Source organism: Streptomyces sp. KLMMK, from assembly GCF_036961605.1.
GTDB classification, from domain to species: Bacteria; Actinomycetota; Actinomycetes; order Streptomycetales; family Streptomycetaceae; genus Streptomyces; species Streptomyces telluris.
Window position 1 is genome coordinate 33827 of the sequence record NZ_JBAMDC010000023.1, and the last position, 16776, is coordinate 50602.

Genomic DNA, 16776 nt, shown 5'->3' on the forward strand with positions numbered 1-16776 from the left:
CTCTGCGGGTCACTCGGCGGACTGCCCCTGCAGTCCGGCTTCGGGGCTAACGACGCTGCCGCGCGCCTGTTGGTTCGCGTGAGGCGAGAGAGACGCGGAGCAGAACACGCAGCGCTCGCCGATGAGCTCCAGTCCGCACCATGGGCAGGGCTGCCGCTTCACGGAGGCGACGAGCTGGGCGAGCACCGAAGTGTCCCCGATCCCCGCGACGAACTCGACCAGTTTGCCCGTTCCCCACCAGCGGAGGGACTCCTTGGGCAATTCGGCCTGGTGGAGGGCCTGGACGTTCCACGAGGGCGCGAGGGTCGAAGTGACCCAGTCCGAGGCGATCCGCCCCTGAGCCACGGTCAGGTAGGTGCCGAACATCGGCCCGGCGAGGGCGGGCCCGTCGGCGCCGATTTTGATCAGCTGCGGCGCAGGGCTTGCCAGGACGCCGAACTGCGAACCCGGGACCCAGGACTTCGCATGGGCCTTGAGCCCGACGGCTACGTGGTCGAGCTTGGCCACGGAGTTCAGTAGGGCGCCGGCGTACAGGTAGTGGGAGAACAGCAGAGCCGCCGACCCGACGACCCCGGCGCCGAAGTCGAACACCGAGATCTGCCGCAGCTGCCGCGCCAGTACGGCCAGCCCCAGGGGCGGCAGATCCACACGCACCAGTGCGATCCTGCCGTTCTCCAGAACCGAACGGATCGTCTGGAGCCTTCGCTCGTGCGGCACGGCGAGGGAAGAAGGGTAGAGCACGACCACGTGACCGCACTGCTCCACCAGCGCCTGCATGCCGGCGAGAGCATCGTCCAGTGACTGCTCGCCCGGAGGCGGAAGCACCGCCGCGGACGGCGTCCGCCCGTCCAGCGGCGCCAGTACCAGGTCAGCACTGGTAACTGCTATCGCGGTTGCCACGTCTGATTACCTGTCCCCTCCGGACGCCCCGTGCTGCAGGCGCCCGCAAATCATTCTCCCCCGTACAACTGCAGCAGCACTTTATCCGCGCCACGGGAGCCCGGAGAACACCATCGTTGTCCTGCACCAGGAAGCCTTGAGAGCCTCAACCAGTGATAAAGCGGGACATTTTGTGGTCGGTGGCATGGGTTCGTCTTCAGCGCGGCCATGTCACCGGAGCAGCAATCAGCTGAGCGCCGTCGCGAGGAGCGCCATCCAGAGGGAACCTCCTACCAGCACGCCAAAGACCGGGAGGAGGATGGGGGCGAGGTCCTCCCGACTCGCGATGGTGGCCGTGCGCTCCGGGTTGGCGGGATGGTAGTGGACGATGGTGCGGTAGCCGCGCTGGATCCCCTGGGAGACGTCCTCGGAAAACCGGATGCGCCGACCGTCGGCGGCGTCGAACTCGAACACGTGGTGATAGCTGGTGTCCTCTCGACCCATGGACATCTGTACGTCCACGCACTCCGCCTCGGCTTTGAGGCCGTACCGCATCACCCTGACAATCACCAGCAGCCGGTGCAGGAAGTACCCCGGCAGTGCACCCAGGCCGATCAGTCCGACAACTGCGGTCACTGTCAAAGCCTGCCCCCCGTTGCAAATGAACTTTGGGCCCGGGTTGGGCCCGTGGGCCCACGACCGGGCAACCCCCGCAGGCTAGCGTGGGCTGGAGGTAATCAAGAATAGAGGGCGTGCGGGCATGACCGGCATAGGTGGCGGATTCGGTGGAAGACGGACGGATAGCCTACGCGGTGCACCGGTCCCACGACGCGCCAGCCCCTTCTTCCCGTTGATCCGTTCGTGGGCCGTAGGTTTTCTCGCGCTCTATGGCGTCGGCTACGTACTTGAACTCACCGGAGTCGGTGCTCTCCTGACGGATGAACGACTGTCCTCCCTGGCGTGGCGGCTCATGCTCATCTGGGCCCCCAACCTTCTCTGCAACGCGCTGGCCGGTTGGGTCGCGGCCCGCATCCTCCCGGAGGCATACAGGGACTCCTTGTCGCTCGTCCTGCTCGCCGCTTTGGGGGCACCCGTACTGTCCTGTGCCGAGAGCCTCTTCTCCGGATGGGACTTCTGGGGCGCTGAAGCGGTCGGCGTGATCGCGGGAACGGCAGTCGTAGGCGGCGGCGTAGGGGCCCTCACCGTCTTTCTCGGCGGCGCCGCCCGCGGGAGCGACGTTCACTACAACTGGGGCGACTCCGGGGCGACGGCCGTGGAGTACATCGGCATGCTCGTCGTGGTCGTGGCGATCATGGTCGCTCTAGCTGCCACGGCTCTCGGGAAGTCCATCGCGGACGAGATCAAGGCGAAGATCTGCCAAGTCATCGGAGGATCCTGCTCAACAGGTACGACGGGGGACCTCGCAACGAAGCGGCACAACGATGACGCTGTCTTCGAACCGGGTCTGTGCAACACCTTGAACATCTCGGACGTTGGTGGGCACGAGGTGAAGCTCGGCTGGTTCAAGATCGGCAGCGAGTACGGCTTTCAGAAGCAGGACTTCATGAAGAAGGTGAAGGGTGAGGACGGGAATCCGAAAACCGTGCCCAAGTTCCGTATCACCTTCTCCGAGGCCGGTAAGGTCGGTGCGGCATGGAAGCCTAAATTCGGCATGGAGGCCGGGAAATTCGACGAGCAGCCTGCCAAGCTGGAGCTCGAGGGTGGCGTCAAGGTAACGAGCGGCGACACGTTTGAATTCGACTCCGCAAAGGAGCGAGATGACTTCATGGATAAGCTGAACGAGTATGCGGCCGCCAAGGGGCACGCCATGGGCGGGTCGGCGCATGAATCCCCGCGCGCGAACAGTGATGCCGTCAAGCGTTTCCTCAAGGTCAGGCGCGAGATCAATGATGTCGTTGACGGTAAGAAGATCTCCTACGGCACGGTTTCTGCGGAGGTGGCAGGGAACGGAACTTTTGAGCTTTCCCCTGACCAGGCCAAGAAGTTCTCCGGGAAGCTGGGTGCAAAGCTGAAGGTTTCACCCTCCGTGACCGTCACCCATGACAGCATCAACAACGTTGAGGGCAGGACTTACTCTTACGAGCTCGAGAGGGGCAACAGCGCTGAGCTGGGCGGTGTGGGGCTTGGGATGAAGGTCGAGGAGGGCGGCAAGCGCGCGGCCACGATAACGGTCAACCGCACCCCTGACGGCACGCTCAAGTCCATTATCATCACTCACACCAGTCAGACCAAGGGCAGCAGCAAGGTGAGCGGCGATGCCAGTAAGTCGGGGGAAGAGGACCCCGACACCAAGAAGAAGCCGAAGGGCAAGGGCGGCGCGAGCAAGTCGGATGAGGCCGCCCAGACTCATGTGGTCACCAACATGATCAAGTTTGATGATCACCCGACCGACCCCGTATTGCGGGGGATCACGGCAGGGGAACGAAAGATCGCGGATGACTGGCTGAATGGTAAGCATGGCGGCGCGCTGCACCCCATCGAATCTATCTTTTCCAACGAGGCGCCGACCAGTCAGCCCAAGGGTGGGGACGAATTCGAGAGCCTGATGTACAGAAAGGGTGTCTCGAGTAAAGCCGACTATGCTGGCGTGACTAATGCTGCCGAATTTGGATTCGATGTCAACCTTGGTGTTGCGGATTTCGGGTACAAGGCCTCGTTCTCCAAGGAGGTTCAGCGGATCGGTGATGCCGAGTTCCTCGGCGCCCCGCGGGAGGACGGCACGCGCAGCTATGTACCCTTCGCCCTCTGCGCTAAGTGAACGAGCGAGCCGGACGAGAGCGAGTTGCCATGGTCATCACTACGCCACTGAAGCCGTACACCCGCCGGGTTGCCGCCGCGATCGTGGCAGTCGCGCTCGGTGGGAGTGTGCTCATTGGGTGCGGCGAGAGCGGCCCAGAGGTACCGGAAAGCTGGGGGGCTCTGGACGCCAAGGAAGTGAGGGTGTCCTATCCGGAGGGGTGGAAGCCCGTGCCTCCGGCGCAGGAAAGGAAGAAGAACACCACCAGTGCGACGCTGAGCAAGGACGGCGCTGTCGTCGGCTGGATCGCCGTCCAGACATCGTTCATGAGCGCCGGTGACCTCAACGTGGCCGTGGCGGGAGCGACAGCCTCCTACGTCCTGGGTGGCGGGTTCGAGAAGTCGAAGGACATCAAGGCCGGTGGTGTCGAGGCTCGCCGCATCGACTACGCCCCCCGGGCGTCGAACGGCCTGGACCACTCTCCTCCGGAAGGGGCCACCATCGACGGCACCGATGTCGTCGGCATGGACGCCAAGGACAGGCCGTTCCTGGTGCGCATCATCAGGAAGCAAGGGGCCGTTTCCCCTTCCGACGTCGACAAGATCGTGCAGTCCGTCAGGGTTGCCGGCTGACCCCGAAGCCTCGGGGCCCCGAATGGGGCCCCAGGGCCCAAGACCCCGGGTATGCAAGGCCGTTAGCGTCCCCCTCACGTGATCACGCGAGGGAGGGGCGCGAGGCATGGACGGGGCTGGTGTCAACTGGGGGCGCAGGGCGGCGAATCGTTTTCACGGTGATCCGCCCGAGCCCCGGCTCGGGATCCTGTTCTCGCTGATGCGGTCCTGGGCCGCGGGGCTCGTGGTGACGTTCGGCGCCGGGTACCTGCTGGGTGTCCTCGCCCTGGACGCTCTCGCGACACCGGAGCGGCTGGAGTCCTTCGGCCTGCGCATGGCGCTGCTCCACGTTCCGGGCACGGTGGTCATCACCCTGGCCGTGCTGGCTGCGGCACGGTTGCACAAGGAGCCGTACCGCCATTCGCTTCCACTCCACCTCCTCGCCGCGCTCGCCGTCCCGGCGGCGGTCACGCTGAGGAACCTGTTCGGCAGCTGGGACGTCGTCGTCGCCGAAGGCGTGTGGATGGCGGCGGCTTCCTTGGTCTTCGGCGCGATGTGCGCCCTCCTCCTGGACCGGCTGTGGGAAGAGCGCAAGGGCGAGCGTTCCCGGCGTCCCTGGGACGACCTCGGGCAGACGGCCGTGGACTACGTCGGCATGCTCGTGGTCGTCGTCGCCGTGATCGCCGGGCTGCTGGCCACCGGTGCCGGGCGGTCGATCGGCGGGCAGATCAAGGAGAAGCTCTGCCGGGCATTCGGGGGAAGCTGCGGCGGAGGCAAGGACTCGCAGGCGGACGGCAAGAAGGACGCCGATTTCGAGCCTCCGCTGTGCAATATCACCACCGTGTCCGATACCGCGGGCAGTGAAGCCAAGATCGCCTGGTTCAAGTGGGGGAACGAGTACGGCTTCCAGCAGCAGGTCTTCAAGGCGAAGACCGACGTCAACGGGGACGGCAAGGTCGACGGCAAGGACCAGAAGGTCTATCTGACCTTCACCGACGCCGCATCGGTCGGTGCCACGGGGGAGTGGAAGCCGGGTCTCAAGGTCGGCAAGCTGGGTGCCGACAAGGTCGAGCTGGGCGCCGGCGTCAAGGTCACCAACGGCGATACGTGGGCCTTCGACAGCCCCGAGCAGGCCGAGCAGTTCCGTAAGGACATCGAGGTGATGAAGACTTGGGAGACCACCACGAAGTACGGCGGCATGGGCGGCGGGAACCCGTACGCGGCGTACAAGTACGCCAAGGAGCGGGAGAAGATTGAGAAGAAGCTCGGGGACCGGCACATCGGCTACGGCAAGCTCGGTCTGGAGGCCACCGCCGAAGCAGGCCTGAAGATCTCCGCTGCCGACGAGAAGAAGCTGTCCGCGCAGCTGGGCGGAAAGTTCAAGTTCTCGCCCGAGGTCACCTTCACGAACAACGACATCAACGGGACCAAGGCCTACACGTACTCCGCCGGCATGGAGTACGGCGGTAAGACGGGCGTCGAAGCCGGTGGCCTCAGCGGCTCCTCCGAAGGGACGGTCGCCCGCACCGGGACCATGACCGTCACCCGGGACAAGAAGACCGGGAAGCTCACCCGCATCGACATGACCCAGACGATCGACAGGAAGGGCAACGACGGCGGCAAGGCGAGCGGCTCCAAGGACAACGGGAAGGACGGGAAGGACAAGAAGGGCGGCGGCGCCAAGGCCGGCGGCAGTTCCAAGACGAGCGACGTCGACCTCGTCACCAACTCGATCGTGTTCGCCGAGGGGGACAAGGGAGACGCCGACCGGGCCACCGCCGAGAAGTGGCTGGACGGATCCGGGGACAACACCGCGCCGTTCACCTACATGTTCGGCGACCACGCGCCGACGACCCGGCCCGGTGACGGCGACCGCTTCGGTCAGCTCCTCTTCGACAAGGGCATGTCCAGCAAGATGCACTACACCGGCGAATCGAGCGCCGCGGAGTACGGCTTCGACCTGACGCTCGGACTCAGCCTGGGCTTCAAGGTCTCCACGGAACACAGCGACCAGAAGCTCGACGAAGCCGAGTTCCTCGGTGCGCCTGCGGACGGGAAGCGCGGATACGTACCGTACAGCTACTGCGCGAAGTGACCGGTGGGGTGCGGTGTGGCCGACGGGGTGGGGAGATGAGAAGGGAATGGACGTGAAGCGTGTGCTGTGCACCCTCAAGGGCGCCGGGGCCGGAGCGCTGGCGGCGGTGCTGATCGCCGGCTGCGGGAGCGAGAAGGAAGCCGGCTCCTCCGCTGCCGAAGGATGGAAGTCGCTGGACGCCCAGCGGCTCATCGTCTCCTACCCGCCGGGATTCACCGAGCTCAGCGCCGCCGACCGGGGGTCTCACACCGCGGCCGCGGCCGCCCTCACGGAGGGCTCCGCGACGGTCGGAAAGGTCGGCGTGCAGATCAACTTCACCACGGCCACCTCGGCCGAGATGGCGGCCATCGGCGCCGAGGCCAGCGTCCAGCTGGGTTCGACTCTCGGCGGACAGAAGAAGATCGACGTCCGGGGAACGAACGACGCCCGGCGCGTCGATTACGAATTCACGTCCACCGGCCGGCAGAACACGCCCTCGAAGGGGACCCGGATGACCGGCGTGGACATCGTCGGCATGGACAAGAAGGACGAAGCCTTCCTGGTGCGGATCAACGCCGTGAAGGGGAAGCTGTCCGACGACGACATCAGCAAGATCGTCGAATCGGTCCGGGTGACCGGGTGACCGGGGGGTGACCGCGTGACTGGCGGGCCCGGGTCGCGTCACCCACGCTCCGTTGGGCCCCTGGGTCTCTGGGCCCCTGGGCCCATGACTCCGCCCCACCCGGTCCGTAGGGTCGTGACGTGCATCTGTTTGCCATCCTCCTCGCCTCCGTCTTCGGCGCCCTGAGCGGATTCCTGGTCCCCCGCGCCGCCTACCGGTTCGCCGTGGAGCCCGAAGAGCCGTGGCGGGCGGCGTGCCCGGCCGGGCACGCGATCACCGGTGTGGCAGGGGGATGGCTCGGCCCGGCGCGTTGCGCCGTACCGGCCACTGCACCAGGTGCCGGGCCGGAGGCGTCCGAGCGCTGCCCCGCCTACGGGCCCGCAGCCGTCGCGGCGCCCTTGATCTGTGCGCTCGTGTGCGCCGCCCTCGCCGCGGCGGTCGGGCCGCGGCCGGAACTGGTGGTGTGGCTGCTGCTGGCGCCGTTCGCGGCCGTCCTCGCCGTGGTCGACGCCACCGTGCACCGCTTGCCGGACATCCTGACGCTTCCCTTGGCAGGTGCAGCCGTGGTGCTGCTCGGTGCGGCGAGCCTGGTCCCCGGCCACGGCGGCTCGTGGGCCGGGGCCGTCACCGGCGCGCTCGCTCTCGCCGGCGTGTACTTCGTCCTCTTCCTGATCCACCCCAACGGCATGGGCTTCGGGGACGTGAAGCTGGCGCTCGTCGTGGGCGCGGCCCTGGGCTGGTACGGCTGGGCCGTGCTGTTCGTCGGGTTCTTCCTGGGGATCTCGCTGGGAGCGGCCTACGGTATCGGGCTGATGGTGCTGCGGCGCGCGGGCCGGAAGTCGGCCATGCCCTTCGGGCCGTTCATGCTGCTCGGCGCCTTCCTCGGGATGCTCCTGGGGGCTGCGAGCGTTTCTGCCTGAGGCCGGGGAACGCAGCCCTGCGGAATTCCTGCGCGGATGACACCGGCACGTGCAGGATGGGGCCGGGCCGAATTCGCGATGCCGGGGAGGCGTGTGATGCGGTACCGGCGCAGGCACAGGACTGCCCTCGCGACCGCGGCGGCGCTCTGCGTGCTTCCGCTCGGGCAGGGAAGGCCGGCAGGAGCCGCGGAAGCCGGCAGCTCGTCGGCCTACAGACCGGCAGCGAGCGCGAAGGAGGTCAGCGGCTCCGCGTCCGCCGCGCAAGGACCGCTGCTGCGGCCGGGTACGTACACGGACACGATCGGCCCCGGCGGGAAGAAGTTCTACGCCGTGGACCTGGATGCGCGATCCGATGCCTACGTCTCGGTGGTCGGAGCGCCCGCACCCGGAGCCGCCGTCGCACCCGAGGACGGCATCCACGTGGCGCTGCGGAAGGAGGACGGGCGGGAATGCGGCTTCGGTGAAGCGAAGTTCCACGACGCGGACAGCGGCCGCCCCCTGGCCGACTACGCGGTCCGCAGGGCCCGGCCGGATTCGGGCGGGTGCGGGCAGGCAGGCCGCTACCACGTGGTCGTGGAGCGGACGGGGCCGACCGGGGACACCTATCCGACCGAGATCAAGTACATGACGGAACCGGGGTTGAAGGAAGGGACCCTGGCGGTCACGTCCGGGACCGGCAAGTGGGGCCCGGCCTCGTCATCGGGCACGGGCACGGGCACGGCCACGGGCACGAGCCCGGGACGGGTCGCCGGCGGCACGGGCTTCAACGACGCCCCGGCCGTGGCCAACGGCGCCTGGAAGGACGACCTGCTCCCCGGCCAGACCCGCTTCTACCGGATCCCCGTCTCCTGGGGCCAGCGGCTCTCCGTGGTCGCGGACGTTCCCAAGACCTTCGCGCCCCCGGGTTTCCACGCTCCTGGCGGCGTACGGGTCGCCCTCAGCAATCCGGCGCGGGGGCACGTGGGGGAGTCCGTCGAGGACTACCGGGGCATGCCGAAGTCGGTGTCGCTGGGCACCGCTCCGGTCGCGTACGAAAACCGCCTCCGCGGGCGGTCGGACGCGGCGAACGCGATGCGCGTCGCCGGCTGGTACTACCTGCAGGTGGGGTTGCACCCGAAGGTCGGCGAAGTCGTGAGCCACCCGGTGCCGGTCACCTTGCGCGTCACGGTCGACGGGACGCCCAGGGCGGCACCCGCCTACGACGGCGACGCCGTGGCGGCGGGCTTCGGCGTCACCGCCGACCCCGAAGCCGTGGCCGACGACGGCAGCACGAGACGGGACGCTCTGCGCGCCGTCGGCTATGCGGGCGTTTCCACCGGGAGCGCCCTGCTGTGCTGGCTCGGTGGGTGGTGGCTTGCCGCACGGCAGCCGGTCCGCCGCTCCCCGGCCCGGTTCCGTGTCCGGAGCGGCGGCCTCATGCCTCGACGGTGACCTGCCCCCCGGCCCGCAGCCCCCACCGCTCCATCGCTCCCGCCTCCGCCTCCAGCACGTGCCGGGAGCGCAGGCGGGGGGCGCCGAGGCGGCCCGGTTTCATGGTGCGGACCGCCAGGACCCGGAGGTTGCGGTCCAGGTAGGCGACGTCGATGGCGAACCGCATGCGGAAGGTGTGGACGCTGCCGGCGGGCGTCAGCAGGATGGCGCCGTCGATGCCGTCCCGGCCGAGGAGTCCGCGGGTGCGCGCCCGGTAGGAGGCGGCGATCTCCAGGGGGACCGGCTCCGTCATGGTCGTGCTGTCGGCGATGTGCAGCGTCGCCCGGCCGTCCTGCCAGCGGCCCATGTGCTGTCCTTCCGTCGGCTTCGTGTTCGAGCGTTGTATCACTCCGCCGGTTGCGGCGTCCGCTCCGCGTTGTCCACAGGGGTCGCCGGGCGGGCGGAGATGCGCTGTTCTTAGTGGGTGAAGGCAGACCACCCGCGCCTGCGCGAACTCGCGGTCGCGCAAGGCGGATTCGTGCTGACCTCCCAGGCCGTGGCCGCCGGGCTGTCCCCTGGCGGAGCGGCCCGGTCGCTGCGCCGCGCGGGCTGGACGCGGCTGCACGCCGGGGCCTGGGCGGAGCCCGGCCGACAGGCCGATCTGAGGCTGCGGTTACGGGCCCTGCAGCTGAACCGCCCGGAGCTGGTCGTGAGTCACAGCTCCGCCGCCGCCGCGCACGGCGTCGTGCTCATACGGCCGTGCAGGCCCGAGTTCACCTCCCGCGTGGGGCGCAGGCGGGCGGTGGACGCCGTCGTCCACCGCCTCCCGCTGGCGGAGGCCGAGGTGACGGTGGTCGCCGGCGTCCGGGTCACCACAGCCGTACGGACGTTGTCCGATCTGCTGCGGACGCTGCCCCCCGACGAGGCCGTCATCGCCGCGGACTCGGCACTCGCCCACGGCCTGGTGCGCCGCGACGACGTCGCGCGGGCTCTCGAAGTGTCGCCGCGGCGCCCGCGCACCCGGGCGGCGCGGCAGGCACTGGCGCTCACCGATCCGGCCAGCGGCTCCCCGGCCGAGTCCAAGGCCCGCCTGGAGATGGGCCGGGCGGGGCTGCACCCGGAGTCGCAGGCCGAGGTCACGACGGCGCGCGGGCGTACGGTCCGGCTGGACTTCCTCTTCCGGGCGGCAGGGCTCGGCATCGAGATCGAGGGGTTCGCCTGGCACGGCACGAGGGCCGCCCACCAGAACGACACCATGCGCTTCAACGAGCTCGCCGGCTGTCCGGAGGTCCGCCGTGTCCTCCGCTTCACACGGGACGACGTCTTCTACCGGCCCCGGCTCATGATCCGCACCATCCGGCGGGCCCTCGACGACCTCCGCTCCTGAGCAAGTATTGGAATGCTTGATCCAAAACTGCTACCGTTCCGGCATGGCCCGACCGAGGAAGTTCGACGAGGAGCGGGCGGTCGACGCCGCGTTGGAGGCGTTCTGGGCCGCCGGGTACGAGGCGACCTCGACCCAGGATCTGTGTGACGCCACCGGCCTGGGCCGCAGCAGCATCTACAACACCTTCAAGAGCAAGCACGACCTCTTCCGGCGGGCCCTGCTCCGCTATATGGAGCGCAAGAACGGGAACATCGACGCGGTGCTGGAGAGCGCGATGCCCGCGAAGGAGAAGATCCGGGCGCTCCTCGGCGTGATCGTCGAGGAGGAGGGGCTCCATGCGGAGGACCGGCGCGGCTGTCTGGTCGTCAACACCTGTATCGAGCTGGGGTCCAGGGACCCTGAAGTGGCCGGTGTGCTGGAACGTGACTACCGGCGGCGGTTCGAGGCGCTGAAGGCCGCCATCGAGGCCGGGCAGCGGGACGGTGACATCGACCGTGCCAAAGACGCCGGCGCCCTCGCGCACTTCGTGATCGCGGCCATCGGCGGCATGCGCGTCTCAGCCCGGGCCGGCATCGGGCGGCAGGCGCTCGAAGGGATCATGCGGACCACGGTCGACGCGCTGTGACGGGGGGCGCCTCCTGAGGTGCGGCCGGCCCGGTCCCTGCCGGTTTCTTCTTTCTCTTCCTCTTCTTTCCTCTTTTCCTTCCCCTCGTCTTTCTCTCGTCCCTTTCATGCCTTGATTTTGTACTGATCAATCCAAAATTCTCGCCCCACCAAGAACCGAGGAGCACCCCACCATGCCCCGCGCCGTCTACCTCCTAGCCCTGGGCATCTTCGCGATGGTGACCAGCGAATTCGTTGTCGCCGGCCTGATGCCGCAGATGGCCGACGGGCTGGGAGTCACCGTTCCGGAGATCGGTTACCTCATCACCGCCTTCGCGGTCGCCATGGCCGCCGGCGGTCCGTTCCTGACCGTCGCCGTGATGCGGCTGCGGCCCAGGGCCGCCCTGCTGACACTGTTCGCCGTCTTCCTCGCCGGGAACGTCCTGGCCGCCACCGCAACCACGTACGGCGCGATGCTGGCCGCGCGGATCGTCACGGGCGTCGCCGCGCAGGCCTTCTTCGGCGTCTCCCTGTCCCTGTGCGCCCAGCTCACCCGTCCGGAGGTGCGCGGCCGCGCCATCGCCGTCGCCATGAACGGCCTGATGCTCGGCACCCTGCTGGGCCTGCCGCTGTCCACCCTCGTCGGCGAGCACTTCGGGTGGCGCGCCGCCTTCTGGGTCATCTCCGCCCTCGCCCTGGTCGCCGCGCTCTGCACCGCCCTCGGCATCCCCGACGCGGACCGCCCCGCCGAGGGCGGCGGCATCCGCCGGGAGCTGGCCGTCTTCAAGCGCCGCAAGCTCTGGCTCGCGCTGCTGACCAGTACCTTCGTCATCGGGGCGACGTTCTCGGCCTTCAGCTACTTCAATCCCGTCCTCACCGAGGTCACCGGGTTCTCCGCCGGCTCCGTCCCCCTGCTGCTCATCGCCTACGGGGCCGCCACCGTCGTCGGCAACTGGGTCGTCGGGCGCCTCGCGGACCGGTACCCCGTCCGCATCCTGCTGTGCGGCCTCGTCCTCAACGCGGTCTTCCTCGCCGGCTTCGCGCTGACGGCGCACCTGCCCGCCCCCACGGTCGCCTTCCTGCTGGGCATCGGTCTCGTCGGCGTCACGATGAACCCGGCGATGGTCACCCGTGTCCAGCGCGCCGGCAACGCCGGTCCGCTGGTCAACTCCATCCACTCCTCGTTCATCACCCTCGGGATCATCATCGGCTCGTCGCTCGGCGGGCTGGCCATCGACGCCTACGGCCTGCGCTCCCCGCTGTGGCTCGGCGCCGCCATGGCCGTCGTCGGGGTCCTCACCCTCGTCCCCGATCTTCCGCGGCGGGGCCCGGCCCGCCGTGCGGAGGGTGCCGCCGAACGCACCGCCGACGCGCCCGGGCCCGTCGCGGCGTCAAGTCGGCCGTGATTTTTCCGGACGTTATCGAAGTGTTCCCAAGCGCCGACCGGAGCTGTCCGCCGAATGGCTGGTTCTACGCTGTAGGCCCAGTGCTGGCAGGCCCCCCGGGCCTCCGAACACAGCGGCCGCGCCTACTTGTTCAAGATCAAAAAGGTCACCCAGTGTCAGCATCCCGCGCGTCGTCACCCCTGTCGGTGCAACGAGCACGGCCTCAGACCGGTTAAGGTGGAAACCCCCCCTCGGGCCGGTCCGTATCCCCCCCACGGACCGGCCCGTTTTCTTTCCCCCTCGTCACCTACGGTGACGATGTGTGCATCCCGGGCCGGTCCGCCCCGGGTCAGCCGCGGCGGGCCCAGATGTTGACGCCTTCGGTGCTTACCGCGAAGGAATCGATCTCCGCCAGTTCCTCATCGGTCAGCTTCGGCGACCCCAGCGCGGCCACATTGGCCTCCAGCTGGCCGACGCTCGACGCGCCGATCAGCGCCGAGGTCATCCGCGGATCGCGCAGCACCCAGCTGAGCGCCAGCTGGGCGAGCGACTGCCCGCGCCGCCCGGCGATTGCGTTCAGGCCGCGCAGCCGGCCCACCACGTCCTCGGTCAGCAGCCCCGGGTCCAGCGACTTGCCCTGCGACGCGCGCGAGCCCTCCGGGACGCCCTGCAGGTACTTGTCGGTGAGCAGGCCCTGCGCGAGCGGCGCGAACGCGATGCAGCCCATGCCCTCCGACTCCAGGGTGTCGAGCAGGCCGTCGTCCTCCGTCCACCGGTTGATCATCGAGTAGGACGGCTGGTGGATCAGCGCCGGCACGCCCATCGCGCGCAGCAGCCGGGCCGCCTCGGCGGTCTGCTCGGCGCTGTACGAGGACACGCCCGCGTAGAGCGCCTTGCCCTGCTGCACGGCGGACGCGAGCGCGCCCATCGTCTCCTCCAGCGGGGTTTCCGGGTCGAACCGGTGCGAATAGAAGATGTCGACGTAGTCGACGCCCATCCGGCGCAGCGACGCGTCCAGCGAGGACAGCAGGTATTTCCGCGAGCCCCACTCGCCGTACGGGCCTGGGTGCATGAGATACCCGGCCTTCGTGGAGATCAGGATCTCGTCGCGGTACGGCCGGAAGTCCTGTGCGAAGATCTTGCCGAAGTTCAGCTCGGCGGAGCCGGGCGGCGGGCCGTAGTTGTTGGCCAGGTCGAAGTGCGTGACACCGAGGTCGAAGGCACGGCGCAGAATGGCGCGCTGCGACTCCAGGCTGCGGTCGTCACCGAAGTTGTGCCACAGTCCGAGGGAGATGGCGGGCAGCTTCAGCCCGCTGCGGCCCGTTCGCCGGTACTCCATCGCGTCGTAGCGGGAATCGGCCGCACGATAGTGAGCGGAATGTGTGGAATCGGTCATGTGCATCTGACTATCACGGTCTTGTGACAGACCGAGTTGGGTTCCCGTGACACGCGGGCAGTAATGTGGCGCCCTCGGGGCGACCGCTGTGGCTTGGAGGGGCTGGAAACGTGAAGTTGCGCGACCTGGTGTACAGGCTCTACGCACGCCGGGTGGAAGGCCGCCTCGACCATGCGCAGGTGCCCAAGCACATCGGCGTCATCCTCGACGGCAACCGCCGCTGGGCGCGGGCCGACGGCCGCACGACCGAGCAGGGTCACCAGGCGGGCGCCGACAAGATCTCCGAGCTGCTCGGCTGGTGCGCCGAGACGGACGTCGAGGTCGTCACCCTCTGGATGCTCTCCACCGACAACCTCGATCGCCCGGCCGTGGAGCTCAACCCGCTGCTCGGCATCATCGAGAACACGGTGCGCGGCCTCGCCGCGGACGGCCGCTGGCGCGTGCACCACGTGGGCACGATGGACCTGCTGCCCGCCCGGACGCAGTCGGTGCTGAAGGAGGCCGAGCAGGACACGCTCGGCACCAGCGGAATACTGGTCAACGTGGCCGTCGGCTACGGCGGCCGGCAGGAGATCGCGGACGCGGTGCGCTCGCTGGTCCTCGAAGCCGCGGAGAACGGCACGTCCTTCGAGGAACTGGCCGAGACGGTCGACGTCGAGCACATCACCAAGCACCTCTACACGCGCGGCCAGCCCGATCCGGACCTCATCATCCGCACCAGTGGTGAACAGCGGCTGTCCGGCTTCATGCTCTGGCAGAGCGCGCACTCCGAGTATTACTTCTGCGAAGTCTTCTGGCCGGCTTTCCGGAAGGTCGACTTCCTGCGCGCATTGCGGGATTACGCGGCGCGGCACCGGCGGTACGGTTCCTGAGGCGTTTGCGCTGCGAATGGATCCGGCTGGGGGCCGCGGGGGTTATCCCCCGCAAGGCGCTGTGCGGCGCGGCACCGGCGGTACGGTTCCTGACGTCCCGCGGCCGCAACTCCTTCTGCCACCGGTACGGCTCCTGACGGACCGGTGGCTCACCACGTCACCGCATATGCCGTTGCATGGTCAAGCGGTCCAGCGGGAATATCCCCTGCAGGCCGACGGTCTGTCCTAAGACCGTCGCTCTGCCAGCGGGCGGCATGGGGCCGCCCGCCCGGGAGGCCCTTTGCACACGGACGACGACCGTGCGGACCGAGCGGCCCTGTCAGGTCGCGCGGCCGCCCGCGGAGGGCCGCAGCCGGGCCCTCGAAGGGCTCCGATCCCGGCCCATTCCCCGGCGACGCCGTCGCGCCCCGACCTCCCCGAGGGGGTTCGTCCACCCGTGGTGACCAGCAAGAAGCGCCGTGAGAACGACCGGCGCACCTACGTCCTCGACACCAGCGTCCTGCTGGCCGACCCAGGCGCCATGTCCCGCTTCGAGGAGCACGAGGTCGTGCTGCCCGTGGTGGTGGTCACGGAGTTGGAGGCCAAGAGGCACCACCCCGAGCTCGGTTACTTCGCGCGGCAGGCGCTGCGCCTGCTGGACGCGTACCGGGTGCAATTCGGCCGACTGGATTCCCCGATTCCGATCGGTGATCTGGGCGGGACGCTCAGGGTCGAGCTCAACCACTCGGATACGGGCATACTGCCCGCCGGTTTCCGCCTCGGCGACAACGACTCGCGCATCCTTGCGGTCGCCCGCAACCTCCAGGCCGAGGGGTACGACGTCACGGTCGTCTCCAAGGACCTGCCGCTGCGGATCAAGGCGTCAGCGGTCGGCCTGCTCGCCGAGGAGTACCGCGCGGAGCTCGCGATCACCGACTCCGGGTGGACCGGGATGGCGGAGCTCACCGTCACCGCCGAGCAGGTGGACGAGCTCTTCGCCGCCGAGGTGGTCCACGTCCCGGAGGCCGCGGAACTGCCCGTGCACACCGGCCTGGTGCTGCAGTCCGAGCGGGGCAAGGCGCTCGGCCGGGTCGCGGCCGACGGATCGGTGCGGCTGGTGCGCGGCGACCGCGAGGCGTTCGGCATCCACGGCCGCAGCGCCGAGCAGCGCGTCGCGCTCGACCTGCTGCTCGACCCCGACATCGGGATCGTGTCGATGGGCGGCCGGGCCGGCACGGGCAAGTCGGCGCTGGCGCTGTGCGCGGGGCTGGAGGCCGTCCTGGAGCGGCGGCAGCACCGCAAGGTGATGGTCTTCCGGCCGCTGTACGCGGTCGGCGGGCAGGAGTTGGGGTATCTGCCGGGCAGCGAGGCGGAGAAGATGAGCCCCTGGGCCCAGGCCGTCTTCGACACCCTCTCGGCGGTGACGAGTTCCGAGGTGATCGAGGAGGTCACCGGGCGCGGCATGCTGGAGGTGCTGCCGCTCACCCACATCCGCGGCCGGTCGCTGCACGACGCCTTCGTGATCGTGGACGAGGCGCAGTCGCTCGAGCGGAACGTGCTGCTGACCGTCCTCTCCCGCATCGGCGCCAACTCGCGCGTCGTGCTCACGCACGACGTGGCGCAGCGCGACAACCTCCGGGTGGGGCGGTACGACGGCGTGGTCGCCGTGGTCGAGAAGCTGAAGGGGCATCCGCTCTTCTCGCACGTCACGCTCACGCGTTCGGAGCGTTCTCCGATTGCGGCGCTGGTGACCGAAATGCTGGAGGAAGGCCGGATCTGATGCGGCTCGCCGGATAGGGCTCGTCCTCAGGAGAGAGGAGACGGCCGGCCCATCCGGCCCTTCCCCGGAGGCCGTTGTCCGAGGGGCGTTCCCCGAAGGC

The 16776-nt window shown here is 68.8% G+C and carries 15 protein-coding genes; 11 read left to right on the top strand and 4 right to left on the bottom strand.

What is annotated here, in order from left to right:
• Positions 1 to 9: 9 nt before the first annotated feature.
• Positions 10 to 900 (bottom strand): zinc ribbon domain-containing protein, encoded by an 891-nt coding sequence (locus V7793_RS07135; protein WP_335582062.1) that lies wholly within the window; start codon positions 898 to 900, stop codon positions 10 to 12.
• A 225-nt stretch (positions 901 to 1125) separates the two neighbouring features.
• Positions 1126 to 1515 carry a DUF3592 domain-containing protein gene (locus V7793_RS07140; RefSeq protein WP_335582063.1) on the bottom strand — a complete coding sequence of 130 codons (390 nt, stop codon included), beginning with the start codon at positions 1513 to 1515 and terminating at the stop codon, positions 1126 to 1128.
• A gap of 124 nt (positions 1516 to 1639) precedes the next feature.
• Between V7793_RS07140 and V7793_RS07145 the strand changes: the two genes are divergently transcribed.
• The 6 genes from V7793_RS07145 (at position 1640) to V7793_RS07170 (ending at position 9295) form a co-directional block, all read left to right on the top strand.
• Complete coding sequence (locus tag V7793_RS07145) at positions 1640 to 3658, top strand: Flp family type IVb pilin (RefSeq protein WP_335582064.1); 2019 nt, start codon at positions 1640 to 1642, stop codon at positions 3656 to 3658.
• A 29-nt stretch (positions 3659 to 3687) separates the two neighbouring features.
• Positions 3688 to 4269, top strand: coding sequence for a hypothetical protein (locus tag V7793_RS07150; protein WP_335582065.1), 582 nt, complete (start codon positions 3688 to 3690; stop codon positions 4267 to 4269).
• Between the two features lie 106 nt (positions 4270 to 4375).
• Positions 4376 to 6343: a hypothetical protein gene (locus tag V7793_RS07155; protein ID WP_335582066.1), complete on the top strand. Its 1968-nt coding sequence runs from the start codon at positions 4376 to 4378 to the stop codon at positions 6341 to 6343.
• A gap of 46 nt (positions 6344 to 6389) precedes the next feature.
• Positions 6390 to 6965 carry a hypothetical protein gene (locus V7793_RS07160; RefSeq protein ID WP_335582067.1) on the top strand — a complete coding sequence of 192 codons (576 nt, stop codon included), beginning with the start codon at positions 6390 to 6392 and terminating at the stop codon, positions 6963 to 6965.
• 119 nt (positions 6966 to 7084) lie between these two features.
• Entirely contained in the window at positions 7085 to 7864 is a 780-nt protein-coding gene (locus V7793_RS07165) for a prepilin peptidase (RefSeq protein ID WP_335582068.1), read from the top strand.
• 96 nt (positions 7865 to 7960) lie between these two features.
• Positions 7961 to 9295 (top strand): hypothetical protein, encoded by a 1335-nt coding sequence (locus tag V7793_RS07170; protein WP_335582069.1) that lies wholly within the window; start codon positions 7961 to 7963, stop codon positions 9293 to 9295.
• Here V7793_RS07170 and V7793_RS07175 read toward each other — a convergent pair.
• Entirely contained in the window at positions 9279 to 9641 is a 363-nt protein-coding gene (locus tag V7793_RS07175; protein ID WP_335582070.1) for a DUF192 domain-containing protein, read from the bottom strand. The genes V7793_RS07170 and V7793_RS07175 overlap by 17 nt on opposite strands.
• Before the next feature lie 117 nt (positions 9642 to 9758).
• Here V7793_RS07175 and V7793_RS07180 point away from each other — a divergent pair, with 117 nt between their 5' ends.
• The 3 genes from V7793_RS07180 (at position 9759) to V7793_RS07190 (ending at position 12670) form a co-directional block, all read left to right on the top strand.
• Positions 9759 to 10661 carry a hypothetical protein gene (locus V7793_RS07180; RefSeq protein ID WP_335582071.1) on the top strand — a complete coding sequence of 301 codons (903 nt, stop codon included), beginning with the start codon at positions 9759 to 9761 and terminating at the stop codon, positions 10659 to 10661.
• 43 nt (positions 10662 to 10704) lie between these two features.
• Entirely contained in the window at positions 10705 to 11286 is a 582-nt protein-coding gene (locus V7793_RS07185; RefSeq protein ID WP_335582072.1) for a TetR/AcrR family transcriptional regulator, read from the top strand.
• A gap of 172 nt (positions 11287 to 11458) precedes the next feature.
• Positions 11459 to 12670 (top strand): MFS transporter, encoded by a 1212-nt coding sequence (locus V7793_RS07190; protein ID WP_335582073.1) that lies wholly within the window; start codon positions 11459 to 11461, stop codon positions 12668 to 12670.
• A gap of 328 nt (positions 12671 to 12998) precedes the next feature.
• Here V7793_RS07190 and mgrA read toward each other — a convergent pair whose 3' ends face one another.
• On the bottom strand, positions 12999 to 14045 hold the full coding sequence (gene mgrA / locus V7793_RS07195) for an L-glyceraldehyde 3-phosphate reductase (RefSeq protein WP_335582074.1): 1047 nt from the start codon (positions 14043 to 14045) through the stop codon (positions 12999 to 13001).
• A gap of 110 nt (positions 14046 to 14155) precedes the next feature.
• Between mgrA and V7793_RS07200 the strand changes: the two genes are divergently transcribed.
• The gene (locus tag V7793_RS07200) at positions 14156 to 14917 is read left to right on the top strand and encodes an isoprenyl transferase (RefSeq protein WP_058046023.1); all 762 of its coding nucleotides are present in this window, start codon (positions 14156 to 14158) and stop codon (positions 14915 to 14917) included.
• Positions 14918 to 15353: 436 nt separating this feature from the next.
• Positions 15354 to 16676, top strand: coding sequence for a PhoH family protein (locus tag V7793_RS07205; RefSeq protein ID WP_335582075.1), 1323 nt, complete (start codon positions 15354 to 15356; stop codon positions 16674 to 16676).
• The last annotated feature ends 100 nt before the right edge of the window (positions 16677 to 16776 follow it).

Bases quoted from the DNA above. Each gene is read 5' to 3' on its own strand.
- V7793_RS07175 (WP_335582070.1), bottom strand. From the start codon at position 9,641: ATGGGCCGCTGGCAGGACGGCCGGGCGACGCTGCACATCGCCGACAGC.
- V7793_RS07150 (WP_335582065.1), top strand. From the start codon at position 3,688: ATGGTCATCACTACGCCACTGAAGCCGTACACCCGCCGGGTTGCCGCC.
- mgrA (WP_335582074.1), bottom strand. From the start codon at position 14,045: ATGACCGATTCCACACATTCCGCTCACTATCGTGCGGCCGATTCCCGC.
- V7793_RS07170 (WP_335582069.1), top strand. From the start codon at position 7,961: ATGCGGTACCGGCGCAGGCACAGGACTGCCCTCGCGACCGCGGCGGCG.
- V7793_RS07190 (WP_335582073.1), top strand. From the start codon at position 11,459: ATGCCCCGCGCCGTCTACCTCCTAGCCCTGGGCATCTTCGCGATGGTG.
- V7793_RS07160 (WP_335582067.1), top strand. From the start codon at position 6,390: ATGGACGTGAAGCGTGTGCTGTGCACCCTCAAGGGCGCCGGGGCCGGA.
- V7793_RS07155 (WP_335582066.1), top strand. From the start codon at position 4,376: ATGGACGGGGCTGGTGTCAACTGGGGGCGCAGGGCGGCGAATCGTTTT.
- V7793_RS07185 (WP_335582072.1), top strand. From the start codon at position 10,705: ATGGCCCGACCGAGGAAGTTCGACGAGGAGCGGGCGGTCGACGCCGCG.
- V7793_RS07145 (WP_335582064.1), top strand. From the start codon at position 1,640: ATGACCGGCATAGGTGGCGGATTCGGTGGAAGACGGACGGATAGCCTA.